We start from the raw sequence: 25,831 nt of genomic DNA, 5'->3' as shown, positions 1-25,831 counted from the left end.
TATTAATACTATCATCTCGTGATTAAGACAACGCCTCATCACTGCTGAGCTCGTTATCATTATCATCTTCGGTCTCAGCCACGCGTTGTAGTCCGACGACTTTTTCATCCTCAGTCGTTCTAATTAAGGTGACACCCTGTGTATTTCTTCCAACAATACTGACTTCAGAAACTCGCGTTCTAACAAGCGTTCCCGCATCGGTGATTAACATAATCTGATCACCTTCCTCTACCTGTACAGCACCAACGACCTGACCATTTCTTTCACTTACTTTGATTGAAATAACCCCTTTCGTTGCACGCGACTTCGTTGGATACGAAGCCTGCTCTGTTCGTTTACCATAACCGTTTTGAGTAGCTGTTAAAATCGCACCATCACCACGCGGAACAATTAATGAAACAACTTTATCATCTTTATCAAGTTTGATACCACGTACGCCTGCCGCGGTACGTCCCATGCTACGAACTTTACTTGCAGGGAAACGCACTACTTTACCATTAGCTGAGAATAGCATGATATCTTCTGTCGTGGAAACTTCATGTGACTCATCATCTTCTGATTCAACGTCATCGACAATTACATCATCATTTAACTCTTCATCATCAAGTACTGCAGATGTTTCATTATTGGTTAAATCAACACCAATCAGTTCATCATCATCGCGCAGATTAATCGCAATAATCCCGCCACTGCGTGGACGACTAAACTCAATCAATGATGTTTTCTTAACGGTACCTTGTGCTGTGGCCATAAAGACACAATGTTCATCATCAAACTCTTTAACTGGTAATATTGCCGTGATTCGTTCATTCGCTTCCAATGGCAATAAATTGATAATTGGGCGACCTCTTGCTCCACGGCTTGCTTCTGGTAATTGGTAGACTTTCATCCAATATAAACGACCACGGCTTGAGAAGCAGAGAATCGTATCATGCGTATTAGCAACGAGTAGTTTCTCAACAAAGTCTTCTTCTTTAATTTTAGTCGCTGATTTACCTTTACCACCACGGCGCTGTGCTTCATAGTCAGACAATGGTTGATATTTGACATAGCCTTGATGTGATAGTGTAACAACTACATCTTCTTGGGCAATTAAATCTTCAATATTAATATCAGCAGAACTTGCTGTAATTTCGGTTCTTCTGGCATCTTGGAATTGTGCTTTAATGCTTTCCAATTCCTCTCGAATCACTTCCATTAAACGTTCCGGACTTGCAAGAATATATAATAACTCAGCAATTTGTGTTAATAGTTGCTTATATTCATCTAAGATTTTTTCGTGTTCAAGTCCAGTTAAACGATGTAAACGAAGTTCTAAAATTGCTTGCGCTTGAGCTTCTGATAAGTGGTAATAACCGTCACGGATACCAAATTCAGGAGCTAGATCTTCTGGTCTTGCCGCATCGTTACCTGCTTTTTCAAGCATAGAGGCCACATTACCAAGCTCCCATGCACGAGCAAGTAGCTTTTCCTTAGCTTCAGATGGGGTTGCAGCACTTCGAATCAGCTCAATCACAGGATCAATATTCGCGAGTGCAATTGCAAGGCCTTCTAACACATGAGCACGCTCACGAGCTTTACGTAACTCAAAAATCGTGCGACGTGTTACAACTTCACGACGGTGCAACACAAACGCTTCGATCATATCACGTAGCGTAAGCAGTTTTGGCTGACCTTTATGAAGAGCAACCATATTCATACCAAAAGTGACTTGTAATTGTGTTAATGAGTAAAGGTTATTTAATACCACTTCACCAACTGCATCACGTTTAATTTCAATGACAATACGCATGCCATCTTTATCCGATTCATCACGTAATGCTGAAATTCCTTCAACTTTTTTATCTTTAACTAATTCGGCAATCTTTTCAATCAACTTAGCTTTATTCACTTGATAAGGCAGTTCATGAACGATAATGGTTTCACGACCAGTTTTATCATCAACTTGCACTTCAGCTTTAGAACGAATATAAACCTTACCACGCCCCGTTTTATAAGCATCTTCAATCCCTTTACGGCCATTGATGATTGCCGCTGTCGGGAAGTCAGGGCCTGGAATGTGTTCCATTAAGCCATCAACCGTAATATTCTCATCTTCAATAAACGCTAAGCAACCATTAATGACTTCAGCTAAATTATGCGGAGGAATATTGGTTGCCATACCAACAGCAATACCTGATGAACCATTAACCAGTAAAGCAGGGATTTTAGTGGGTAATACAGCTGGAATCTGTTCAGTACCGTCATAGTTTGGCACAAAATCAACGGTTTCTTTTTCAAGATCGGCTAATAATTCATGGGCAATTTTAGACATACGAATTTCGGTATAACGCATCGCTGCCGCTGAATCACCATCGACCGAACCAAAGTTACCTTGGCCATCAACAAGCATATAGCGTAATGAAAAGGGTTGCGCCATACGAACAATCGTATCGTATACAGCGGTATCACCATGTGGGTGATATTTACCGATGACGTCCCCGACCACACGGGCTGATTTTTTGTAAGCTTTATTCCAATCATTGCCTAATACATTCATCGCAAAAAGCACACGACGGTGAACAGGTTTTAGTCCATCGCGAACATCCGGTAGTGCTCGCCCCACAATGACTGACATGGCATAGTCTAGATATGATGTTTTTAATTCTTCTTCAATATCGACAGGGGTAATTTCTTTGGCAAGTTCAACTTTTGATAAATCGGTCATAAAACCACTTTCTCACTAGGTAAAATATAAACAAAATAATGCGAAATTATATCACAAAATTAGCATTTTAGTCAGTGAAAAAGTGAAATAAATTATCAGTTGAATGACAATTTTAGGCAATCAATTTATATGTGGCTAAAGGGGGGATAAGAATTCGTTACATTTTTATCATAAGTGATAAATATAGGATAAAAAAATCGCCACAAAAGTGGCGATCAAACGATAAATACCATTCACATTATTTAATTTTATTAATCAATCCACCTAAAATATCTTTTGCTTTTTGCTTATCATCCGTGCTCTCTGTGCCTGATGAATCACTCTGCTCATCGGTAGTGGTTTGATTACTACTGTTTAAGCGATCTTTTAATTTATCAAGCTCACTTTGCAATTTACTGCTTAACGCATCTTTAATCAGTTTATCCGCATCGACTCGATAATGAAGTTCATTAAATGCCCCATAAATTCGGACCGGAATCACTAAATTCTGTAGTTTTTGGATTGTGCGACTATCCCCATTCCAACCACTGAGCATTTTAACTTGTAAATTAATATCCAGATCTTGTTTGGTTAAGCCTATTTTACCATTACCTGTAACATCAAGTGTTTCCGACAACGCTTTAAGTGAAGTTAGGTTCATATCACCATTTGCAAGTGTTGCATTAGCACTAACTTCATGCAGTTCAGTGAATTTTTGATATTCATCGGCAGTCACTGCTTCTTTAGAATATTGAGAAACAGCCGTTTGAATAATCCGTTGGATATTAAAGTTTTCAAGTCGCGCATTATTCACATTCACATCTAAATTCCCGGTTAAGGCTGTCATGATATTTTGCGGAACAATTGTATTGGTTGCGATGTTACCATCAGCATAGAATACACCTTTAAAGTTATTGACAATTTGTAACTGTTCAAACAACACACCTAAATCAATATCCATGGCTTTCGTTGCAAGTTTAATGCTTGTTATCGCTTGTTTACCATTCGCCGAACCATTTGCAGTGATATGCCCTTTAGCTACATCTAAATTAACTTTATTCAATGATGCAATACCATCTTTATTGTCCGCATCAATAATAAAGTTATTAATGACCACGTTATTGGCTAAAACTTCATTTACAGTCAAATTAAATTTAGCATCAAAAGTTTGTAAAAAAGCCAATTCGTTGCCTTTTATTGTTTTATTCACAACCACGGGTTCACTTTGGGATGTTTGACCCGTACTGCTTGTTTTACCTTCTGAGTTAGACGCTAAAAATGGGCTTAAATCAAATTTATCAGATTTAAATAATGCTTCAAAATAAGGTTTTTTATCTAAATTTGCTTTCAGTTGACCAGTAATCTTATTACCATTTAGCAATAAACTAAAATTTTTACTATCAAGTACTAATGGCGTTTGTTGATAGTTAAATGTTGCACTGACTTCACCCTTTAGCTGCCCCGCTGGTACACCAACGCCTTTATAATCATAAGTCAGTTTATGTAGTTCAACTTGCGCATTTTTAGGAAAGTTCGCTAGATTGACATCGGCATTTAAGCTATAAATAAAATCTTGTTGATCGCGATTGACGCTACCACTCAAATCGACAGCAATATTTTTATCATCTTTTTGTACCACCGAGACATCAATATCCCGAAAACTGATAATATCTTTATTTTGCTGATACACAACGGTACTATCGACAATCTCAAGCTTATTTAGCGAGAAAGACCAGCCTGAACTTTCTTTGGTTGATTGTTCGGTTTGTGTTTGATTGACAGTGGTTGTGGATTTTTTACCGCTAGCAACATGACCTTTACTCTCATCAGTAATATTGATAACCGCTGCCTTAACTAAGACATTTTTAACAGCAAGTTGTTTTGAGAATAATGGCAATAACTCCACATCTAAACGCATATTATCTGCGGTTAAAATCGGTTTTTTAGCACCGTCATCTTCTAAACGAACGGAATCGGTTAAAATACTAATTTGTGGCCAAATATGCCAACGTAAATCACCTTCGATAGTTAATTCGTAACCCGTTTGTTCTTTAACCGTGTTAGAGATAAACCCTCTAAAGTTATTCGGATCGACAAATACCACTAATGCAATAACACCTGCAATAGCCAGTACGATTAAAATGAATAAAGTTAGTAATATCTTCTTAATCATTGGGGTAATTCCTTCTATTAATCTTTGTCAATGCGACTTGCAACCGCACCTTGTTGCCCTTTGTATTTAGCATCTTGGCGACGATTATAAGGCCTAGCAGCTGGGCCGCTTAATGTTTCAAAACTTAATGCACCAATTGTCATGCCTGGACGTAATGCCAATGGTAATTTACCTGAATTATAAAACTCTAACACGATCTGACCTTGCCAGCCTGGATCAATACGATGTGCTGTAACGTGTACCATCAGTCCTAATCTTGCAAGTGATGAGCGACCATCAAGCCAGCCAACCAAATCATCAGGGATCGTGACAGACTCGAGTGTGACGGCTAATGCTAATTCACCTGGATGCAAATAAAATGCTTCACCCTCTTGCAAAATGATTTCATCACTCATAATTCTTTCTAGTGAAGCAGTCACTTCTTCTTTAGGTCCACTTAAATCAATATATGCGGCAGTATGTTCGCGAAATGTTCGAAATTGATTGCCAAGTCTGACATCAACGGTTGCACCATTAATACTGCTAACAGCGGGTTCTGGGGTTATTTTTAGCTTCCCTTCTGCCAAATATAACTCTATATCACGATCACATAATCTCATCTGCTTTTCTCCAAGCATAAATTAATCTATTTGATATCTATTTTATCAGGTAATATGTTGTTTGATAAATAAATACTATTATTGCCATCAGTATATAGATTTCAATGCATTAGCGCTATATGATCTACTGAATTAGATTGAATGATTATTCAATAAAAGCACTTCTTATACTCATTAGGACGACCTGATGATGTTTCATGATAACGAGGGACGACCCTGACAATGTTAAAAGGAACATCAATATGGCTTGGCTATCTCTATTTATTGCAGGACTGCTTGAAGTCGTGTGGGTCATTAGTCTTAAATACAGTTATGGCTTTACTCGCTTAACACCAAGTATCGTTACCATCATCACTATGGCTTGTAGCTTTTTTTTACTTGCCTATGCGATGAAAAGCTTACCGATGGGGCTATCTTATGCTGTTTGGACAAGTATTGGTATTATTGGCTCAACACTAGTTGGATTCTGCATTTTTAATGAGTCAGTGAATATGTTAAAAGTGGTTTGTTTATTTATGATTTTAATGGGTGTTATTGGCTTAAAATTAACATCAAGTTAACCTGCTACGCAAAATGGTATAGCTAATTTTGTATTAGTCTCTGCCATTTTCATGCAATGCGAGTAAATGAAATGGTATATTAAAAACAATACCGAGATGATATCCCTATTTTTAATTATAGTAACAATGGTTGCGATGTGGATGTCTAACGATAATACCTAAAAGATTCCATGCTCTGACCAATATCACGCTAGTCTGATATAAAAATACCCCATAAAATAATAAACTCGGCAAAAATATTGTTTGCTTTAGAATGTTGATGTATATTGGTATTTACTTGATTTTTATTCTTTTCCTTTCGGTATTTTCATCATGAATCCTATTTTTATCACAATCGGCATGCTGACGCTTAGTAATGTATTTATGACATTTGCTTGGTATGGTCATTTAAAGTACTTTCATAATAAAGCATGGATTGTTGCTGCATTAGTCAGTTGGGGTATTGCGTTATTTGAATACCTTTTACAAGTACCAGCAAATCGCATAGGTTACGAAGTCGCAACAGCAGGTCAACTTAAAATTATTCAAGAAGTCCTCAGTTTAAGCGTCTTTATTCCGTTTTCACTGTTTATTTTAAAAGAACCTTTTCGCTTGGATTATGTATGGGCTGGGTTATGTTTACTTGGTGCCGTATTTTTTATGTTTCGGGATAAAATTATGGGCTAATTTCGCCTTCAACTGGCTGTAACCACCATGATACCCCCTAATATTGGGGTTACAGCTAACATTATACTCTCAGTTACACCCCTTCTTTAACTGTTCTGCCATTCACTATTTTCAATTAAACCTATCTATCATCATCTGGATACAACGCCACAACAAGCCACACCTAAATTCGTAAACATTAATTTACACAAAAATAATTTAAATACATTTTTAACAAAAAGCATTTACTGATCACAGTTTTTATGATTAGATGAACCTCTATCGATTGTAAATTATATTTTACATTGTCGTAAAAATTTAAAAACATTAACACGTTTTAAGGTTAATATTCTATGTTAAAAGATAAATTAAATAACGTTCGTATTAAGAGCGAACAACAACTCATCACACCCGATGAGATAAAAAAGCTATTTCCACTGGGAAATGAACTTGAAAATCAAATTGCACAATCAAGACAACAAATTGTGAATATATTAGAACGCAAAGATCCCCGATTACTCGTCGTATGCGGTCCATGTTCAGTGCATGACCCAAAATCCGCAATCGAATATGCTCACAAACTAAAAGCCTTATCCGATGAATTACAAGATCAGTTGCTAATTGTGATGCGCGTCTATTTTGAAAAACCACGTACAACCGTAGGTTGGAAGGGGCTCATCAATGACCCACATATGGATAGTTCATTCGATATTGAAAACGGATTGAAAAAAGCACGTCAGTTATTACTCGATGTAACACGAATTGGTTTACCGATCGCGACAGAAGCACTCGATCCAAATACACCACAATATATTGGTGATTTAATTAGTTGGTCTGCAATCGGTGCTAGAACCACGGAATCACAAACCCACCGAGAAATGGCGTCAGGATTATCAATGCCGGTTGGTTTTAAAAATGGTACGGATGGTAATTTAGACGTTGCCATTAATGCCATGAAATCTTCTGCCATGCCGCACCGTTTTGTGGGGCTAAATCAATTAGGGCAAGTGAGCGTCCTCCAAACGCAAGGTAATCCACATGGCCATGTGATTTTGCGAGGCGGCAAAACACCTAATTTTGGCGCAAGCAATGTCGCATTATGTGAAGTACAAATGAAAAAGTCAGGTTTACTTCCTAATCTAATGATTGACTGTAGTCATGGTAATTCAAATAAGGATTACCGTCGCCAACCCCTCGTTGCAGATTCCATTATTGAACAGATCAAAAATGGTAATCAGTCGATTATTGGGGTGATGATTGAAAGCCATTTGTTTGAAGGCAATCAATCATCTGAACAGCCACCAGAAAAGATGAAATATGGTGTATCGGTAACCGATGCGTGTATCAATTGGCAAGTCACTGAAGAACTATTACGTAAAATGGCTAACGATCTGGCTAAACCGCTCACCGAACGTCTTAGTGCTTAATTATTGTAACCCCCTCATTTTTCCCCATATTTACTATGGGGATTTTTTATTTAATGCGCTTTCGTTTAAAATTACGAATGGTATAAACCAGTCCCTCAAGCACGAGTACACAAACTGCCCCCCAAATCAAACCATAAGACACAATATGTTCTGGTTGGATGGTTTCATGTAAAAAGACAATTGATACGATGGCTAATAAAATCGGCTCAACATAACCCAGTAAGCCAAATAAACCCAACGGTAACAATCTACTCGCTGAAAAATAAGCCGCAAAAGCAATCGCAGTAATAATACCTAATAACGGGATATAGACATGAAAATTGACCACATCATCAATGATCTTTTGTGTATCATATTGAACGATGAAATAAATTAAACAGCCTAACGCTAAAAAGAAAAAATCAGAAAAGGTACCGGCAATACCATCAATGCTCATTCTGCGGCGAAACATAAAATAGATGGGATAACCCAAAGTAATAACAATCGTCTCCCACGAAAATGCCCCAGTAATATACACTTCAAGCGCAACACCGACAAAAGCCAATGCAACCGCAATTTTTTGCAGAAAACTAAATCGTTCTTTATAAAAAATCCGCCCACATACCACCATTGTCAACGGTAGCATAAAATACCCCAGTGAAGTCGATAAAGCTCGACCACTCAATGGTGCCCATACAAAAATTAACATTTGTATTGAGAGCAATAAAGCCGAAAAAATCAATGCAAATAAAAATAACGGTTTCTGAACAATTCGTTTAAATAATTCAGTGACTGATGCCCATTGCCTCTCAGCAAAAACTAACAACATAATGGCAGGAAAAGACATAAGTAACCGCCAACAGAATATATCAATGATTGATAGCGGTTTTAAAAACACGGGATAATAATAAACTAATCCAAAAAGGCAAGATGCGCTTAATGAGAGCAATATTCCCTTATACATTTCATTTTCTCTATCAGATAACACAAGCGATTAATCGTGATATCGAAACATAACCCCAATTAACATGTTTTTATATTATTTATGAAGCTAAACATAAAATGAATAAACATTGAGCTGAACTTATGTTTCAATTGTTCTTAATATTTTTCTTGATAAAAAAATAGCGCTAATCAACATTAGCGCTATTCATGGTTTATCACAAAATCTAACCTACGTATTGCAAACCATTCATATAAGGTACTAACACATCTGGAACTTTAATTGTACCATCCGCTTGTTGGTAATTTTCCATGATTGCAACTAAAGTACGACCAACCGCTAGTCCTGAACCATTTAATGTATGCACTAAATATGGTTTATTATCCGCTTTACTGCGGAAACGAGCTTGCATTCGACGCGCTTGGAAATCCCACATATTTGAACATGATGAGATTTCACGATACGTATTTTGAGCTGGAACCCAAACTTCTAAATCATAGGTTTTGCGAGAACCAAAGCCCATGTCACCAGTACATAGTACAATTTTACGGTATGGAAGTTCGAGTAACTGTAAAACTTTTTCAGCGTGACCTGTCAGCTCTTCCAATGCTTTCATCGACGCTTCTGGTTTAACAATTTGCACTAATTCAACTTTATCAAATTGATGCATACGAATTAAGCCACGCGTATCTTTACCATATGAACCCGCTTCGGAACGAAAACAAGGTGTGTGAGCCGTCATTTTTAATGGTAATACATCTTCATCAAGAATTTCATCACGAACCAAGTTTGTAACGGGAACCTCAGCAGTTGGAATCAAACCATAATTACTGGCGTCAGATTCTTCTTCAAGTGGTTTAGTATGGAAGAGATCTTTACCAAATTTAGGTAACTGACCCGTGCCATATAATGTTGCATGGTTAACCAAATAAGGAACATACATTTCAGTATATCCGTGCTCTTGAGTATGTAAATCAAGCATAAATTGTGCAATAGCACGATGCAAACGCGCGATTTGCCCTCTCATGACGACAAAACGTGCTCCCGTTAATTTTACGGCAGCAGCAAAATCGAGCCCCCCAAATTTTTCGCCCAATGCAACATGATCTTGAACAGGGAAATCAAACTGTTTTGGCTCTCCCCAACGAGAAACTTCAATATTATCAGCTTCATCTTTACCATCAGGCACATTATCATCGGGAATATTTGGGATAGCTGAATAAATATCTTTTATCTGACCTAATAGCTCTTCTAATGATTTTTTAGCAGCATCAAGTCTTTCCCCTAATTTATTGACCTCTTCACGAACAGCTGAAATATCTTCACCACGAGCTTTTGCTTCACCAATCGATTTGGAGCGCGCATTGCGTTCAGCTTGTAAACTTTCTGTTTCAACTTGTAAAACTTTACGTTTTTCTTCTAGTCCACGAATGGTCTCTACGTCTAATTTGAATCCGCGACGCGCCAATTTTTGAGCTACTTGATCTAACTCATTGCGTAGTAAATTAGGATCTAACATAATTTGATAACCTGTTTTTTTATTATGAATAATACGAAGTGATAGAATTAATCGCTATTATACGCCATTTTAGCATGGCGTACAGTTTAGAATACAGATCAAATAGGCAAAATACCCGTCATTTTTATATGGATTAGGATAAGACGAAAATATCAGCTAATAACAATAGATTATAATATACATGGTACCATGTTATCATCAAAATTAATAAAAATAGAATTAAAATAAGAGCTTATTATTTTGTTGGTTTTTTATTGGAAAAAAAGAGTGATCTGGCTCAAATTTTGAGTATACTATGCTTCTCATAAAACCACAGTTTTTTTGAGGACGTTAGTTTGAGTACTGACAACAAAATTGTTGATTCCTTATCTCCCGCACAAATGACTGCGCTCGCAGAAGAGATCGGAAACTACAAAGTAAATAAACATCCCTTAACAACTATTTTCTCTGCCATTATTGCTGGTGTATTCATTTCGCTTGCATTTGTCTTTTATATCACCGTGACAACCGGTGCAGGTGGCGCGCCTTATGGATTAGTCAAATTTGTTGGTGGAATTTGCTTCTCATTAGGCTTAATGTTAGTGGTCTGCTGTGGTGCAGATTTATTTACCTCAACCGTTTTAACCATTCTACCGAAAATGACGCATAAAATTAGCTGGTGTAGAATGTTACGCAATTGGGTACTCGTTTATTTTGGTAATTTTATTGGGGCTATCTTTTTCGTTACCGTCATTTGGTTTTCTGGTCAATACATGGCAGTTAATGGGGCTTGGGGATTAAATGTGTTGCAAACCGCCGATCACAAATTACACCATACTTTTATTGAAGCAGTCTGCTTAGGTTTTCTAGCGAATTTAATGGTCTGTCTTGCAGTATGGTTGAGCTATGCAGGGCGATCACTCCTTGATAAAATGCTGATTATGATTTTACCTGTCGCGATGTTTGTCGCGAGTGGTTTTGAACATAGTATTGCAAATATGTATATGATTCCGATGGGAATTGTCATTAATCACTTTGCAACACCTGAATTTTGGCTATCTATTGGACTCCAACCAGATGCCTTTCCCAATTTAACCATTGAACATTTTGTGATTAATAATTTAATCCCAGTAACAATTGGCAATATTTTAGGAGGATTAGCCGTTGCGCTATCCTACTGGGGCCTTTATTTACGTAAAGCCCATTGAATTTTAATTATTTACCCTTATATAAAGGGTAGATAAAGTTTTTATAAATCTGAGGTGACAAATATGAGTAATTTAAACGAAGTACAAGCAAGTGCTTGGAAAGGATTTAAAGACGGTGATTGGCAAAATAGTGTTGATGTCCGTGATTTCATTCAAAAGAACTATACACCGTATGAAGGTGATGAGTCTTTCTTGGCTGGAGCAACTGATGCGACAACAAAACTTTGGGATAAAGTTATGGATGGTATCAAGATTGAAAATGCTACCCATGCCCCTGTTGACTTTGACACAAGTGTCATCTCAACCATTACTGCTCACGATGCAGGTTACATTGAAAAAGACCTCGAAAAAATTGTTGGTCTACAAACTGAGAAACCATTAAAACGAGCGATGATTCCGTTCGGTGGTATTAAAATGATTGAAGGTTCATGTAAAGCTTATAACCGTGAACTCGATCCATTGGTCAAAAAAATCTTTACCGAATACCGTAAAACACACAACCAAGGTGTTTTTGATATCTATACACCAGACATTCTTCGTTGTCGTAAATCAGGTGTCATCACTGGTCTTCCTGATGCTTATGGGCGTGGTCGTATTATTGGTGACTACCGCCGTGTCGCACTTTATGGTATCGACTTTTTAATGAAAGATAAATTTGCTCAATTTAATTCATTACAAGACGATTTTGAAAATGGTGTTGATCTTCAAATGACAATGCAACGTCGTGAAGAAATTGCAGAACAACATCGTGCATTAGCACAAATTAAAGAGATGGCTGCAAAATACGGTTATGATATTTCAGGTCCTGCAAAAACAGCACAAGAAGCAGTCCAATGGACATATTTTGGTTATCTTGCTGCAGTTAAATCACAAAACGGCGCGGCAATGTCATTAGGCCGTACTTCAACGTTTTTTGATATTTATTTTGCACGCGACTTAGCTGCTGGTTTAATCACTGAAAAAGATGCTCAGGAAATTATTGACCACTTCGTAATGAAATTACGTATGGTGCGTTTCTTACGTACACCTGAATATGATGAATTATTCTCAGGTGACCCAATTTGGGCAACAGAATCATTAGCGGGTATGGGTGTTGATGGACGTACGCTTGTCACAAAAACAAGTTTCCGTTTCTTAAATACACTTTATACAATGGGTCCATCACCAGAACCAAACATGACAATTCTTTGGTCTGAACAATTGCCGCAAGGATTCAAAAACTACTCAGCAAAAGTATCAATCGATACCTCATCATTACAGTATGAAAACGATGATTTAATGCGTCCAGACTTTAACAATGATGACTACGCGATCGCATGTTGTGTAAGCCCAATGATTGTTGGTAAACAAATGCAATTCTTTGGTGCCCGCGCTAACCTTGCAAAAACACTACTTTATGCAATCAATGGTGGTGTTGATGAGAAATTAAAAATCCAAGTGGGTCCTAAATCGGCACCAATTAAAGATGAATACCTTAACTTTGACGTTGTATTCGAACGTTTAGACCATTTCATGGATTGGTTAGCAAAACAATACGTTACGGCATTAAATGCGATTCACTATATGCATGACAAATATAGCTATGAAGCGTCATTAATGGCGTTACATGATCGTGATGTTATTCGTACAATGGCATGTGGTATTGCCGGTCTTTCTGTTGCAGCTGACTCATTATCGGCAATTAAATATGCAAAAGTGAAAACGATTCGTGATGAAGATGGTCTTGCAGTAGACTTCTCTATCGAAGGCGAATACCCACAATTTGGTAATAATGACTCACGTGTTGATGACATTGCTGTTGATTTAGTTGAACGTTTCATGAAGAAAATTCAAAAACTTAAAACTTATCGTAATGCCATTCCTACGCAATCAGTCTTAACCATTACATCAAACGTTGTTTATGGTAAGAAAACAGGTAATACCCCTGATGGACGTCGTGCTGGCGCACCATTTGGACCTGGTGCGAACCCAATGCATGGCCGTGACCAAAAAGGTGCGGTTGCCTCATTAACGTCTGTGGCCAAATTACCATTTGCTTATGCGAAAGATGGTATTTCTTACACATTCTCAATCGTACCAAATGCATTAGGTAAAGATGATGATGCACGTAAACGTAACTTAGCAGGCTTAATGGATGGTTATTTCCATCATGAAGCAAGCGTTGAAGGCGGCCAACATCTCAATGTTAACGTATTAAACCGTGAAACATTACTCGATGCCATGGAAAATCCAGAAAAATATCCACAATTGACGATTCGTGTTTCTGGTTACGCTGTACGTTTTAACTCTTTAACAAAAGAGCAACAAAAAGACGTTATTACGCGTACTTTTACACAAGCAATGTAAGTAATATGTTGTAGCAATGAGTAAAGGCTCCCGTTGGAGCCTTTATTTTTAAAAATAAAGATCATTACAATAATAAAAGCATCGTGCAGCAATAATTAGAGAAAATTAATGAACCAAAATATTATTATGACGACAGAAGAGCAAATTACAGGTCGCATCCACTCTTTTGAATCATTTGGCACAGTGGACGGGCCGGGAATTCGTTTTATTGTTTTCTTTCAGGGCTGTTTAATGCGCTGTCTATATTGTCATAACCGTGATACATGGGATCTAAAAGCAGGTCGGGAAGTCACTGTTGAAGAACTCATGAAAGAAATCGTAAGTTATAAACACTTTATCATTCCAAATGGTGGTGGTGTGACCGCATCGGGTGGTGAAGCAATTTTACAAGCTGAATTCGTTGCAAAATGGTTTAAAGCCTGCCATGCCGAAGGTATTGGTACATGTTTAGATACGAATGGATATGCAAGAAATATTGATCACACCATTGATGAATTAATGGCTGAAACAGATTTAGTTATGTTAGACCTTAAACAAATGAACGATGATATTCACCAAAAACTGGTTGGCGTATCAAATAAACGTGTTCTCGAATTTGCGCAATATCTCCACAAAATTAATAAGCGTACTTGGATTCGCTATGTGGTGGTACCGGGTTGGTCAGACGACGACGACTCAGCTCACCGTCTAGGTAAATTTATCCAAGGTATGAATAATATCGAAAAAGTTGAAATGCTACCCTATCATAAAATGGGCGCATTTAAGTGGGCAACACTTGGCGATAAATACATGCTAGAAGGTGTTGAACCTCCACCACGTGAAACGATGGATCGTATCCAAGGTATCCTTGAAAGTTACGGTCACGAAGTCACATTCAGTAAGTAGTTAAAGTCATTTATTACTTTGCTAAGTAAATTAGCAAAGTGATATGTGCAAATTAAATATCAATATGAAGATAGTCTTTTAACTGCTGTTGTGCTTTCGCCACTCCTGCAAGATACCCCTCTGGCTTCATATCCAAACCTTCAGCGTAAACAAAATGAACATCGTTAATACCCATTAATCCCAATGCAGCGGTTAAATACGGCGTGATTGCATCAGTTGGTTGCCCTTGATGAATACCTCCGCGTGCACTCACAATTAGCGCTTTGACATTATTGACTAATCCTTGTGGGTAAGAGTCGGTATAAAAAAAAGTGTGTTTTGCACGTACCACCATATCAAACCAATTTTTTAATTGTGTTGGCACATTCAAGTTATACATCGGTGCGCCAAGTACCAATATATCAGTCCTTTTTAATTCTGCAATTAATTGATCAGATAATTGAATTGTTGATAATAATTCTGCATCATCGGTTTGTGCTCCCCTTAATGCATGAAATCGCTGATGGGTCAGTACTGGCAATGGCACAGACTCAACATCATGCTCGATCACACTATCTTTGTAGCCTTGTAATTTACGTTGGTTTAAATAATATTCAATTAATGTATTGGTTTGTGATTGATGCCCATTAATACTTGATTTTATAACTAATATTTTCACGTTTGATAAACTCTTGTTGATATACAATGGCTTTAGTATACCTAAATTGCAAACAACATAATGAGTGATATAATTTCCCATTATTGATTCCTATAATTCAACAATATTATGAAAATAGACCTTAATTGTTTACCCATATTCGTTGCAGTCATTGAACACGGTAATTTTTCTGCCGCAGCAAAACGGCTTCATTTAACGCGGTCAGCAGTCAGTAAAAGTATATCTCGACTTGAAAAAATGCTTGGTGTCGCGTTATTTCAGCGTTCGACACGCCATCAAGTACTAACGGACGAAGGAATGGTATTTTATGAATATAGCGTGAAAGCACTTGAATCAATTCATGACGTTCAATCTTATTTAGAAAGTGGTAAGCTAGACGTTAAAGGAAAAAGTCTCTATCACTTTGCCACAATTACTAGGCAGCTTATATATCACGCCAATACTTGTTGATTTAATGGAACAGTACCCAGAATTACAGATTGAAATCATACTCAATGACGCGATTATCGACCTACCACGTGAAGGGATTCACGTCGCGGTAAGGGTCGGTGAAATTGCTGACTCAAATCACTTTATCGCCCATCAAATTGGTAATCATAGAATGACACTGTGCGCATCCCCCCAATATTTGGCGAACAAAGGGGAACCCAGCACAATTGATGAGCTAAAGGATCATTGTTTAATTGCCTATGCACAATCGGGTAAAGTGATCCCATGGTACTTTTACGATATAAAACAAAAACAGATAGTGTATTTACCCAGTAGCAGGCTCGTTATGAATGATTTACAAACGATGATGCCCGCCGTATTAAGAGGCTTTGGTATTGCCCACTTACCCAATTGGTTAATTAAAAATCACATTCAGCAAGGCCTGTTAGTCGAAATACTACCAAAATATCAAAGTATCAATTACCCTATTTCTGTCGTTTGGCCAAAAACCCATTCTTTACCGGTAAAAACACGCGTTGTGATTGATGCGATACGTCAGTATTTACCAAATCATTTAGAACTGTTATAAGTCTATTAAGTAAAATTTACTCACAATCATATATCAAAAAGGGAGCCCGCAGCTCCCTTTTGTATTTCAGTATTTGATATAAAAATCAAATCACCATTATCCCAACTGTTTACGAGCATTGCGGAAAATACGCATCCATGGGCTATCTTCGCCCCAATTATCTGGGTGCCATGAATTACTTACCGTCCTAAATACACGTTCAGGATGAGGCATCATAATTGTTGACCGACCATCTTTTGTCGTCACCGAAGTAATACCATTTGGCGAGCCATTTGGATTTGCCGGATAACTTTCGGTTACAGAACCAAAGTTATCAATAAATCGCATTGCAATCTGATTGGATGCCTCAAGTGCTTGTAAGTGAGTCAGATCTTTAACTTCAACATGCCCTTCACCATGTGATACGGCAATTGGCATATGTGAACCCACCATCCCCTCAAATAGCAATGATGCGCTCTGCTCGATTTTAACCAAACTGAACCGTGCTTCGAATCGTTCAGAAAGATTACGCACAAAACGAGGCCACAGGTCAGCTCCTGGGATCAAGTCTTTCAAATTAGACATCATTTGACAACCATTACATACCCCAAGTGATAAGGTATCTTGCCGATGAAAGAAGCTCACAAATTCTTGGCGTACACGTTCATTAAATAAAATGGATTTAGCCCAGCCCTCACCTGCACCAAGCACATCCCCATACGAAAACCCACCGCAGGCGACTAAAGCATTAAAGTTATCTAATGTGGTCTTGCCTGATAATAAATCGGTCATATGCACATCAAACGCATCAAATCCAGCACGATAAAATGCCGCTGCCATCTCAACATGAGAGTTAACGCCTTGCTCACGTAAAATAGCAATTTTAGGTTTGATCCCTTTCACAATGTAAGGTGCTGCAATATCTTGGCTAGGGTCAAACGTAAGCTTAACATTTAAGCCAGGATCTTGTTCAATCTGTTTAGCGTGATGCTCACTATCGGCACAAGCTGGGTTATCGCGCATACGTTGCATCTGCCACGTGGTCTCTGCCCACCAAGTACGTAAAGTACTACGTGTTTGGTTATAAATAACCTGATCATCATGTCGAATAACAATCTCATTACCACAAAGCGCATAACCAAGATCATAAATGTGCTGCGTTAATCCAAAAGCGTCAAAACACGCTTTAACAGATGCCAACTCTGATTCACTGACTTGAATCACTGCGCCAAGCTCTTCTGTAAAGAGACTTGCAATCACCTGTTTACCAAGCGCTGATATATCAATATCTAGACCACAGTGTCCAGCAAATGCCATTTCAAGTAATGTCACAATCAAGCCACCATCTGAGCGGTCGTGATATGCTAAAATTTGACGATTTTCAACGAGTTGCTGCATTGCTTGATAGAAGTTAGCAAGCACTTGCACATCACGGACATCTGCCGCTTGCTGACCTAACTGACGATAAACTTGCGCTAAAGCTGTTGCACCTAATGACTGTTTACCACATCCCAAATCAATAAACAAAAGACGGTTAGCCGATGTTTTTAATACTGGTGTGACAGTATTTCGTACATCTTCAACGCGAGCAAAGGCAGAAATCACTAGCGAAAGTGGGGCTATCATGGCTTTTTGTTGGCCACCTTGTTGCCATGTGGTTTTCATTGACATCGAGTCTTTCCCCACCGGAATCGTCAGCCCTAACTGTGGACACAGCTCTTCACCGATCGCTTTAACGGCTTCATATAACCCGGCATCTTCACCGGCATGCCCAGCCGCCGCCATCCAGTTAGCGGATAGTTTTATACGTTTAATATCACCAATATGGTTAGCTGCAATGTTAGTGAGTGCTTCACCAACAGCAAGTCTGGCTGACGCAGCGAAATCAAGTAGCGCAACGGGCGCTCGTTCACCAATTGACATGGCTTCACCATAATAGCTATCTAAACTTGCCGTTGTTACAGCGCAATCTGCTACTGGAATTTGCCATGGACCAACCATTTGGTCACGGCTCACCATACCAGTAACGGTTCTATCACCAATGGTAATCAAGAACGTTTTTTCAGCAACGGTCGGTAAATGTAATACCCGTTTTATCGCCTCGTTAAGATTAACATCTGCGGCATCAAACTGATCACCAACGGCTTTTTGTGTTGTGACATCCCGCAACATTTTAGGTGTTTTACCCAGTAACACATCGAGTGGTAAATCAATGGGGTCATTGCCAAAGTGATCGTCATGTAAAACAAGATCTTGCTTCGCGGTCGCTTCACCGATGACTGCGTAGGGAGCCCGTTCACGCTGACAGAGTTCATCAAACAGTTCTAAACTTTCTGGCGCAATCGCAAGCACATAGCGTTCTTGTGATTCATTACACCAAATTTCAAGTGGAGACATACCCGGTTCATCATTAAGAATCTTACGTAATTCAAACTGTCCACCACACCCACCATCACTCACCAATTCAGGCATCGCATTCGATAAACCACCCGCTCCGACATCATGTATAAATAAAATCGGATTATGATCACCGAGTTGCCAACATCGATCAATCACTTCTTGGCAACGTCGCTCCATCTCAGGATTATCACGCTGAACTGAGGCAAAGTCTAAATCTGCATCAGATTGCCCTGATGTCATCGATGATGCTGCGCCACCACCAAGACCAATATTCATTGACGGTCCACCAAGTACAATGAGTTTTGACCCTGCCGGAAATTCACCTTTTTGTACATGTTCACGGCGTATATTACCGATCCCTCCAGCCAGCATAATCGGCTTGTGATAACCGCGTAGCTCTTTACCGTTATGGCTGTTGACTTCTTCTTCATAAGTACGGAAATAGCCCAATAAAGCAGGACGACCAAATTCATTATTAAATGCCGCACCACCAAGTGGTCCATCGGTCATAATATCTAATGCAGAAACAATACGTTCAGGTTTACCAAAATCTTGTTCCCAAGGATGCGTAAAACCAGGAATACGCAAGTTTGATACTGAAAAGCCCACCAACCCAGCTTTAGGTTTTGCACCGCGCCCAGTTGCGCCTTCATCTCGAATCTCTCCCCCGCTCCCGGTTGCTGCGCCTGGCCAAGGTGAAATTGCCGTTGGGTGATTATGGGTTTCAACTTTCATTAAAATATCAGCATATTCTTGATGGAAGGAATAATGATGTTTGCCACTATCAGCAAAAAAGCGCCCGACGACTGAACCATCCATTACCGCAGCATTATCCTTATACGCAGATGACACATAATCAGGCGTGGTTTCAAACGTATTTTTAATCATTTTAAACAATGATTTTGGTTGAGCTTGACCATCAATAATCCAATCTGCATTAAAGATTTTATGGCGGCAATGCTCTGAGTTCGCCTGCGCAAACATATAAAGTTCAACATCACTCGGATTACGATTTAATTGCTTAAAATTTGCCAATAAATAGTCAATCTCATCAGCGGCTAACGCTAACCCTAATTTGATATTCGCATCTTCTAACGCTTGGCGACCATCACTTAATATATCAATTGTCGCGAAAGGCGCGGGTTTTTGATGCGTAAAAAGCTGTTTTGCATCATTAAGGTCATGCAGCACACTTTCCATCATTCGGTCATGAATTAAGCAACTCAATTTGGCTTGCTGCTCAGCGCTTAACGTTGGACTTTGCACATAGTAAGCAATTCCCCTTTCAATACGTAAAATTGATGTTAAACCACAATTATGCGCAATGTCGGTTGCTTTAGATGCCCAAGGGGAGATTGTCCCCGGTCTTGGCGTCACCAAAAACAATTGCCCATTTACCGTTTGTTGATGTGCTTTTGGGCCATACTGCAATAGTTGGCGTAACGTCACCCGCTCATCAGTTGATAAAGGGGCATTTAAATCAATAAAATGGACATATTCAGTGTAGATAGATTCAATCGGGATATTTTTTTCATGACAAGCTGCGATGAGCTTAGTAATACGAAACGCTGATAATGCAGGGGAACCACGCAAAATTTCCATAACAATTCTCTTTTAGGCAAGATTAGATTTTGGAACGCTAAAAATAGGCGAACATTATAAATCAAATTACTGAATTTTTGAATATTTCTTAGTGGTGATTATCGAAAAAAGCATTTTCATATTGCTCACGTTGGTCGAATTTTCGAGGTAATTCAACATCAGCGTCAGCAATTTTTAATCTCATATTTAGTGTTGGCAATGTGGACAATAAAACGTATTGCGCTGGGCAATCACTTTCGATTCAATGACTGAACCACAATCAAAACAAGCCTCGTTTGATCGACCATACACTTTGAGTTGCTGAACAAAATACCCTGGTTTTCCATCGGATTGCAAAAAGTCTTTTAATGTTGTACCACCTTGCTTAATCGAAGCATCTAAAACTGTTTTTATGGCATTAACCAAGGCGCGGACTTCTTTTTTTGTTAATGTGTTAGCAAGCCTCATCGGTAGAATTTTAGCCATAAAAAGCGATTCACTGGCATAAATATTCCCCACGCCCACCACCACATGATTATCCATAATTAATGTTTTAATCGGCACTTTGCGAGATTGTGTCATTCGATAAAGATAATGCTCATCAAACTCATCACTCAATGGCTCAGGGCCCAGTTTACTCAATTGTGGCAACCATTCTAAAAACGGTGTCCATAGCCATGCACCAAAGCGACGAGGATCGGTATAACGCAAGGTCACGCCATTTTGTAAGACTAAATCAACGTGATCATGTTTTTCAGCAGGTTTATCCGCCAATAAAATCCGTAAACTACCAGACATGCCTAAGTGAATAACAATCCACCCACTTTCAAGTTGCAGCAGTAAATACTTTGCTCGACGCTTTATATCAATAATTTTTTGACCGTGCGCCAAACAAATATCAAGATCTATCGGCCAACGTAATTTAGGCTGACGAATAATAATCTCTTGAATTGTCTGATGTTTAAGATGGGGTAAAATCCCTAACCGACTGGTTTCAACCTCTGGAAGTTCTGGCATATTAAAGACCATATTATTATCACGGATGCACTAGTATACCTTAAATTAATCCAACAAACCTATTAGGCTCATTGCTATTGTTAAAATCGGTTTTTCGTTAAATAATTGTCATAACATGCAATTATAGTGTAAAAACACGCCCGTTTGCGCTCACGCCTGCCTTTTTCGGCAAACTTTTATCACTGCTTTTTAATTAATGGTATATAATGTGCCATTATTTTATTCAAGCTAAATATCCTATGACTGATAATCCATTACTGCCATTACGCGATAAAATTACTGCATTAGACAAACACCTTCTTGAACTGTTAGCACAGCGTCGTGCGCTATCTACTGATGTTGTAAACACCAAAATTGAAGCCAATATTCCAGTGCGTGATATTGAGCGTGAAAGGATACTGGTTAAAACTCTCATTGAGCAAGGTAAAAAGTATCATCTTGACGAGATGTTTATTCAGCGTCTTTACCAAATTATTATTGAAGATTCGGTGTTATTACAACAACGCATTTTACAAGAAAAGCATAATCAACATACGATTAAAACAGCTAAAATCGCCTTTTTAGGGCCAAAAGGTTCTTATTCCCATTCCGCGATGCGCCGCTATGCTGGACGCCATTTTGATCACGTAGAGGAATCTGGCTGTTCAAGTTTTAAAGATATTTTTGAACACGTGGAAAAAGGCTTAGTGGATTATGGTATTTTACCGATTGAAAATACCAGCTCAGGTTCAATCAATGAAGTCTATGATTTGTTGCAAAAAACAGATTTACACATTATTGGTGAGCTCTCTCTGCCCATCGATCACTGTATTTTAGCGAATAAACACACGACATTAGATCAAATTGATACGGTGTATAGCCATCCTCAACCTTTCCAGCAATGTACCAATTTTTTAGAGAATTACCCACATTGGAAAATCGTCTATTGTGACAGCACATCTTCCGCGATGGAAATGGTCAGCAAACTTGATAAACCAAATGTTGCCGCGATTGGAAATAAAGACGGTGGTGAACTTTACGGTTTACAAGTTTTAGAACATAATTTTGCGAATCAAAAAGAAAACATTACGCGATTTATTATCTTAGCGCGCAAGGCGATCGACGTGTCAGATCAAGTTGCCGCAAAAACCACCATATTGATGAAAACAGGCCAACAAGCTGGTGCGTTAGTGGATGCACTATTGGTATTACGTAACCACAATATTGTGATGACTAAACTGGAATCAAGACCGATTCATGGTAACCCATGGGAAGAGATGTTTTACATCGATCTGCAAGGTAACCTTGCCACATTAAAAATGCAGCAAGCACTTAAAGAGCTTTCATCCATCACATTATTTGTCAAAGTACTGGGCTGTTACCCTAGTGACAGTATATTTTAGATATTTCAAAACGTAATATGTGCACTTTTTCTGATCACATTTTGGCATGGTACGATAATTATGGTCGTAAGACCTTGCCTTGGCAACTTGAGAAAACACCTTATCATGTTTGGCTATCTGAGGTTATGTTACAGCAAACTCAAGTCGTGACGGTGATTCCCTATTTTACGCGTTTTATTGAGCGTTTTCCGACCATCGTAGATCTCGCTAAAGCATCAATTGATGACGTGTTGCATTTATGGACTGGGCTTGGCTATTACGCCAGAGCCCGTAACTTGCATAAAACCGCACAAACTGTTGCCGATAAATTTGCTGGCGTGTTCCCGACCCAATTTGATGATGTACTGAGTTTACCCGGTATTGGTCGTTCAACCGCTGGCGCAATATTGTCACTATCACAACAGCAACATTACACCATTTTAGATGGTAATGTTAAACGTGTCCTTACCCGCTATTTTGCTGTTGAAGGCTGGCCGGGTAATAAAACGGTCGAAAACCGATTATGGCAACTGGCAGAGCAAGTCACACCTGAACAAAATGTTGATAAGTTCAATCAGGCTATGATGGATATTGGCGCAATGATTTGTACACGTAGTAAACCAAAATGTACGCTCTGCCCACTCCATCAAGAGTGTATCGCATATAAAACCGATAGTTGGCAAGCGTACCCAACTAAAAAACCCAAAAAAACCATTCCAACCAAAACCGCTTATTTTTTAGTGCTCGCACAAGAGCAGTCCATTTGGTTAGAAAAACGACCACCCGCGGGAATATGGGGAGGATTGTATTGCTTTCCTCAATTTTCATCTTACGATGAGATTACACCCTGGCTCGCTAAACATCACATAACAACGAGCTCACTCACCCAATTAATCGCGTTCAAACACACGTTTAGCCATTTTCACCTCGATATGGTACCGATTTATACTCTCGTCACAAAAAATAAAAATGGCCTAGATGAATCCAATGGCTGTTGGTATGATTTGATTAATTCACCTCAAATTGGGCTTGCAACACCAGTCAATAACTTATTGAAGCAATTGTCGAGCCAAACACAATCATCCCTTTTGAGCTAGTCATTTTTAAGCTATAATTTTGACAGTAAAAACCAAAGGATAAGATTATGAGTAGAACAATTTATTGTCATTATTTAAAGAAAGATGCTGATGGGCTTGATTTCCAACTTTATCCCGGTGAGCTAGGTAAACGCATTTTTAACGAAATATCAAAAGAAGCATGGGCAAAATGGATGAAAACCCAAACCATGCTCATCAATGAACACAAACTCAATATGATGAATCCCGAGCATCGAAAACAAATTGAAAATGAGATGGTCAAATTTTTATTTGAAGGGCAAGATATTACGATTGCGGGTTACAAACCAGAAAATTAACTTTTATTTTAGGTGTTCAATGTAATGAGTACAAAGATAAATTATTTAAAGATATTTTGTTTGTGTGCGATAACGGCATTTTTAGCAGCCTGTTCTGGTGGTTCAAAGAATAATGACCAAGATACACCAATCTATGTGAAAGATACTAATGCGTTAAATATTCTTATTAGCCAATATGCCAATAATATTGAACAGATTTGGGGAAGCAAAGAAGTCTTAATTGCTGGACCTAAAGATTACGTACAATATAGTGATGACTTACAAACGCGTGTCCATATTAACTTTGTCTCCGGTAAACTGACCATTGAAACCTTATCAGATGATCCGATTAATCAGTTAAAATCAGCGATTGTTACAACCTTGTTGATGTCAGAACCCGAAGATATCATTAAGCAGTCACAATCAAGTTATGATGTTAAAAAAGAGCCGTTTCTGTATAAACAAATATTAGACGAAACCGGTCAACCCATTCGTTGGGAATGGCGTGCCGTGCACTTTGCACAATATGTTATTGATAATCAATTAAAAATTAGATTATCTGGCAATAAACAAATTAGCTACGTTACCCTAAACTTAGTGGCTAACCATGTGAATGAACGTGCACATAAATTTTTACCGTTAGTCCGTGAATCCGCTGCTCAATACCATCTTGATGAAAGATTAATTCTAGCAATCATGGAAGTGGAATCCAACTTTAACCCCTTTGCGGTCAGTCGTAGTGATGCTCTAGGATTAATGCAAGTTCAGCAACATACGGCGGGACGAGATCTCTATAGTCGTTGGGGGAAACGTGGTGAACCGACACGCGCTTTCTTACTTGATCCGCGTAATAATATTAATATGGGGTCAGCGTATTTAGCCTTAATTAGAGATGGCTATTTAGCTGGCATTAATAATCCAATTTCCATGCGATATGCCATTATTACCTCTTATAATGGTGGTGCCGGTAGTGTATTACGCACATTCTCTGATGACCGCAAAAAAGCGGTAGACGTGATTAATTCACTCACGCCTGAGCAGGTTTATAAAAAACTAACATCATCGCATGCGTCGCAAGAATCGCGTAACTACTTGATTAAAGTTAACCGTATTTTGACACAATAAGACGATGGTAAGACATAATAACGGGCCCAATATTGAACAGGAAAAAGTCACGATTAGCTGTATGATTGACTTGTACTGCACCAAAAAACACGGGCAACCCAAAAACCAATTGTGTCAGGAATGTGAAGACCTAAAAACCTACGCGATGGCAAGGCTGACGTATTGTCGTTATGGTGAGCAAAAATCGACATGTGAAAAATGTCCGACACATTGTTATCGTAAAGATTACAAACAAAAAATAAAGCAGGTGATGCGATTTGCCGGTCCAAGAATGATGTTATACCATCCAATTATGGCACTGCGTCACTTATATAAAAATTTAAAACATAAGCAATAAATATAATAAATAC

21 protein-coding genes are annotated in these 25,831 nt (G+C 38.5%); 13 read left to right on the top strand and 8 right to left on the bottom strand.

The window, feature by feature from the left end; genetic code table 11:
• Positions 1-22: 22 nt before the first annotated feature.
• From gyrA to dcd, 3 genes are all read right to left on the bottom strand, one after another.
• On the bottom strand, positions 23-2,707 hold the full coding sequence (gene gyrA, locus ABEA36_RS00335; protein ID WP_345487542.1) for a DNA topoisomerase (ATP-hydrolyzing) subunit A: 2,685 nt from the start codon (positions 2,705-2,707) through the stop codon (positions 23-25).
• 238 nt (positions 2,708-2,945) lie between these two features.
• Positions 2,946-4,859 (bottom strand): outer membrane assembly protein AsmA, encoded by a 1,914-nt coding sequence (gene asmA / locus ABEA36_RS00330; protein WP_345487540.1) that lies wholly within the window; start codon positions 4,857-4,859, stop codon positions 2,946-2,948.
• 17 nt (positions 4,860-4,876) lie between these two features.
• A complete protein-coding gene (gene dcd / locus ABEA36_RS00325; RefSeq protein ID WP_345487538.1) occupies positions 4,877-5,458 on the bottom strand; it encodes a dCTP deaminase in 582 nt (193 codons plus the stop codon).
• 242 nt (positions 5,459-5,700) lie between these two features.
• Between dcd and sugE the strand changes: the two genes are divergently transcribed.
• From sugE to ABEA36_RS00310, 3 genes are all read left to right on the top strand, one after another.
• Positions 5,701-6,018 carry a quaternary ammonium compound efflux SMR transporter SugE gene (gene sugE, locus ABEA36_RS00320; RefSeq protein WP_345487536.1) on the top strand — a complete coding sequence of 106 codons (318 nt, stop codon included), beginning with the start codon at positions 5,701-5,703 and terminating at the stop codon, positions 6,016-6,018.
• A gap of 312 nt (positions 6,019-6,330) precedes the next feature.
• Positions 6,331-6,684, top strand: a complete 354-nt coding sequence (locus ABEA36_RS00315; protein WP_345487533.1) for a DMT family protein — start codon at positions 6,331-6,333, stop codon at positions 6,682-6,684.
• A gap of 332 nt (positions 6,685-7,016) precedes the next feature.
• Positions 7,017-8,090 carry a 3-deoxy-7-phosphoheptulonate synthase gene (locus tag ABEA36_RS00310; RefSeq protein WP_345487531.1) on the top strand — a complete coding sequence of 358 codons (1,074 nt, stop codon included), beginning with the start codon at positions 7,017-7,019 and terminating at the stop codon, positions 8,088-8,090.
• 46 nt (positions 8,091-8,136) lie between these two features.
• On the opposite strand, the gene rarD is transcribed toward ABEA36_RS00310, so the two are convergent.
• Positions 8,137-9,033 carry an EamA family transporter RarD gene (gene rarD / locus ABEA36_RS00305; protein ID WP_345487528.1) on the bottom strand — a complete coding sequence of 299 codons (897 nt, stop codon included), beginning with the start codon at positions 9,031-9,033 and terminating at the stop codon, positions 8,137-8,139.
• Positions 9,034-9,238: 205 nt separating this feature from the next.
• Positions 9,239-10,531: a serine--tRNA ligase gene (gene serS / locus ABEA36_RS00300; protein ID WP_345487526.1), complete on the bottom strand. Its 1,293-nt coding sequence runs from the start codon at positions 10,529-10,531 to the stop codon at positions 9,239-9,241.
• Positions 10,532-10,866: 335 nt separating this feature from the next.
• Here serS and focA point away from each other — a divergent pair, with 335 nt between their 5' ends.
• The 3 genes from focA (at position 10,867) to pflA (ending at position 14,949) form a co-directional block, all read left to right on the top strand.
• Complete coding sequence (focA, locus tag ABEA36_RS00295; protein ID WP_345487524.1) at positions 10,867-11,718, top strand: formate transporter FocA; 852 nt, start codon at positions 10,867-10,869, stop codon at positions 11,716-11,718.
• A gap of 63 nt (positions 11,719-11,781) precedes the next feature.
• Positions 11,782-14,064: a formate C-acetyltransferase gene (pflB, locus tag ABEA36_RS00290; protein WP_345487522.1), complete on the top strand. Its 2,283-nt coding sequence runs from the start codon at positions 11,782-11,784 to the stop codon at positions 14,062-14,064.
• Positions 14,065-14,172: 108 nt separating this feature from the next.
• The gene (pflA, locus tag ABEA36_RS00285; RefSeq protein ID WP_345487520.1) at positions 14,173-14,949 is read left to right on the top strand and encodes a pyruvate formate lyase 1-activating protein; all 777 of its coding nucleotides are present in this window, start codon (positions 14,173-14,175) and stop codon (positions 14,947-14,949) included.
• A 52-nt stretch (positions 14,950-15,001) separates the two neighbouring features.
• Here pflA and ABEA36_RS00280 read toward each other — a convergent pair whose 3' ends face one another.
• Positions 15,002-15,607: an FMN-dependent NADH-azoreductase gene (locus ABEA36_RS00280; protein ID WP_345487518.1), complete on the bottom strand. Its 606-nt coding sequence runs from the start codon at positions 15,605-15,607 to the stop codon at positions 15,002-15,004.
• 108 nt (positions 15,608-15,715) lie between these two features.
• Between ABEA36_RS00280 and ABEA36_RS00275 the strand changes: the two genes are divergently transcribed.
• Together ABEA36_RS00275 and ABEA36_RS00270 are read left to right on the top strand one after the other, a co-directional pair.
• Complete coding sequence (locus ABEA36_RS00275; protein WP_345487516.1) at positions 15,716-16,057, top strand: LysR family transcriptional regulator; 342 nt, start codon at positions 15,716-15,718, stop codon at positions 16,055-16,057.
• Positions 16,011-16,625: a LysR substrate-binding domain-containing protein gene (locus ABEA36_RS00270; RefSeq protein WP_345487514.1), complete on the top strand. Its 615-nt coding sequence runs from the start codon at positions 16,011-16,013 to the stop codon at positions 16,623-16,625. The genes ABEA36_RS00275 and ABEA36_RS00270 overlap by 47 nt, the downstream gene beginning before the upstream one ends.
• A gap of 96 nt (positions 16,626-16,721) precedes the next feature.
• Here the strand turns inward: ABEA36_RS00270 and purL are convergent, their stop codons facing one another.
• Together purL and mutM are read right to left on the bottom strand one after the other, a co-directional pair.
• Positions 16,722-20,606 carry a phosphoribosylformylglycinamidine synthase gene (purL, locus tag ABEA36_RS00265; RefSeq protein WP_345487512.1) on the bottom strand — a complete coding sequence of 1,295 codons (3,885 nt, stop codon included), beginning with the start codon at positions 20,604-20,606 and terminating at the stop codon, positions 16,722-16,724.
• A gap of 186 nt (positions 20,607-20,792) precedes the next feature.
• Positions 20,793-21,602 (bottom strand): bifunctional DNA-formamidopyrimidine glycosylase/DNA-(apurinic or apyrimidinic site) lyase, encoded by an 810-nt coding sequence (mutM, locus tag ABEA36_RS00260; RefSeq protein ID WP_345487510.1) that lies wholly within the window; start codon positions 21,600-21,602, stop codon positions 20,793-20,795.
• A 239-nt stretch (positions 21,603-21,841) separates the two neighbouring features.
• Here mutM and pheA point away from each other — a divergent pair, with 239 nt between their 5' ends.
• Genes pheA through ABEA36_RS00235 form a run of 5 tightly spaced genes read left to right on the top strand, consistent with a single transcriptional unit; the run spans position 21,842 to position 25,818 of the window.
• Entirely contained in the window at positions 21,842-22,984 is a 1,143-nt protein-coding gene (gene pheA / locus ABEA36_RS00255) for a bifunctional chorismate mutase/prephenate dehydratase (RefSeq protein ID WP_345487508.1), read from the top strand.
• Positions 22,985-23,001: 17 nt separating this feature from the next.
• Positions 23,002-24,060 carry an A/G-specific adenine glycosylase gene (mutY, locus tag ABEA36_RS00250; protein ID WP_345487506.1) on the top strand — a complete coding sequence of 353 codons (1,059 nt, stop codon included), beginning with the start codon at positions 23,002-23,004 and terminating at the stop codon, positions 24,058-24,060.
• Between the two features lie 47 nt (positions 24,061-24,107).
• Positions 24,108-24,377 carry an oxidative damage protection protein gene (locus ABEA36_RS00245; RefSeq protein WP_345487504.1) on the top strand — a complete coding sequence of 90 codons (270 nt, stop codon included), beginning with the start codon at positions 24,108-24,110 and terminating at the stop codon, positions 24,375-24,377.
• A gap of 24 nt (positions 24,378-24,401) precedes the next feature.
• Positions 24,402-25,481 (top strand): membrane-bound lytic murein transglycosylase MltC, encoded by a 1,080-nt coding sequence (gene mltC, locus ABEA36_RS00240; protein ID WP_345487502.1) that lies wholly within the window; start codon positions 24,402-24,404, stop codon positions 25,479-25,481.
• Positions 25,482-25,485: 4 nt separating this feature from the next.
• Positions 25,486-25,818 (top strand): nitrous oxide-stimulated promoter family protein, encoded by a 333-nt coding sequence (locus ABEA36_RS00235; RefSeq protein ID WP_345487500.1) that lies wholly within the window; start codon positions 25,486-25,488, stop codon positions 25,816-25,818.
• Positions 25,819-25,831 lie beyond the last annotated feature (13 nt).

This window comes from Orbus sasakiae (genome assembly GCF_039542345.1).
In the GTDB taxonomy this organism is placed as follows: Bacteria; Pseudomonadota; Gammaproteobacteria; order Enterobacterales; family Orbaceae; genus Orbus; species Orbus sasakiae.
The sequence above is the reverse complement of the archived record's forward strand: the minus strand, read 5'-3'. Positions and strand labels throughout refer to the sequence as shown.

Bases quoted from the DNA above. Each gene is read 5' to 3' on its own strand.
- dcd (WP_345487538.1), bottom strand. From the start codon at position 5,458: ATGAGATTATGTGATCGTGATATAGAGTTATATTTGGCAGAAGGGAAG.
- pflA (WP_345487520.1), top strand. From the start codon at position 14,173: ATGAACCAAAATATTATTATGACGACAGAAGAGCAAATTACAGGTCGC.
- pflB (WP_345487522.1), top strand. From the start codon at position 11,782: ATGAGTAATTTAAACGAAGTACAAGCAAGTGCTTGGAAAGGATTTAAA.
- rarD (WP_345487528.1), bottom strand. From the start codon at position 9,033: ATGTATAAGGGAATATTGCTCTCATTAAGCGCATCTTGCCTTTTTGGA.
- ABEA36_RS00275 (WP_345487516.1), top strand. From the start codon at position 15,716: ATGAAAATAGACCTTAATTGTTTACCCATATTCGTTGCAGTCATTGAA.
- ABEA36_RS00315 (WP_345487533.1), top strand. From the start codon at position 6,331: ATGAATCCTATTTTTATCACAATCGGCATGCTGACGCTTAGTAATGTA.
- pheA (WP_345487508.1), top strand. From the start codon at position 21,842: ATGACTGATAATCCATTACTGCCATTACGCGATAAAATTACTGCATTA.
- ABEA36_RS00310 (WP_345487531.1), top strand. From the start codon at position 7,017: ATGTTAAAAGATAAATTAAATAACGTTCGTATTAAGAGCGAACAACAA.
- sugE (WP_345487536.1), top strand. From the start codon at position 5,701: ATGGCTTGGCTATCTCTATTTATTGCAGGACTGCTTGAAGTCGTGTGG.
- gyrA (WP_345487542.1), bottom strand. From the start codon at position 2,707: ATGACCGATTTATCAAAAGTTGAACTTGCCAAAGAAATTACCCCTGTC.
- asmA (WP_345487540.1), bottom strand. From the start codon at position 4,859: ATGATTAAGAAGATATTACTAACTTTATTCATTTTAATCGTACTGGCT.
- purL (WP_345487512.1), bottom strand. From the start codon at position 20,606: ATGGAAATTTTGCGTGGTTCCCCTGCATTATCAGCGTTTCGTATTACT.
- serS (WP_345487526.1), bottom strand. From the start codon at position 10,531: ATGTTAGATCCTAATTTACTACGCAATGAGTTAGATCAAGTAGCTCAA.
- mutM (WP_345487510.1), bottom strand. From the start codon at position 21,602: ATGCCAGAACTTCCAGAGGTTGAAACCAGTCGGTTAGGGATTTTACCC.
- ABEA36_RS00245 (WP_345487504.1), top strand. From the start codon at position 24,108: ATGAGTAGAACAATTTATTGTCATTATTTAAAGAAAGATGCTGATGGG.
- mltC (WP_345487502.1), top strand. From the start codon at position 24,402: ATGAGTACAAAGATAAATTATTTAAAGATATTTTGTTTGTGTGCGATA.
- mutY (WP_345487506.1), top strand. From the start codon at position 23,002: ATGTGCACTTTTTCTGATCACATTTTGGCATGGTACGATAATTATGGT.
- ABEA36_RS00235 (WP_345487500.1), top strand. From the start codon at position 25,486: ATGGTAAGACATAATAACGGGCCCAATATTGAACAGGAAAAAGTCACG.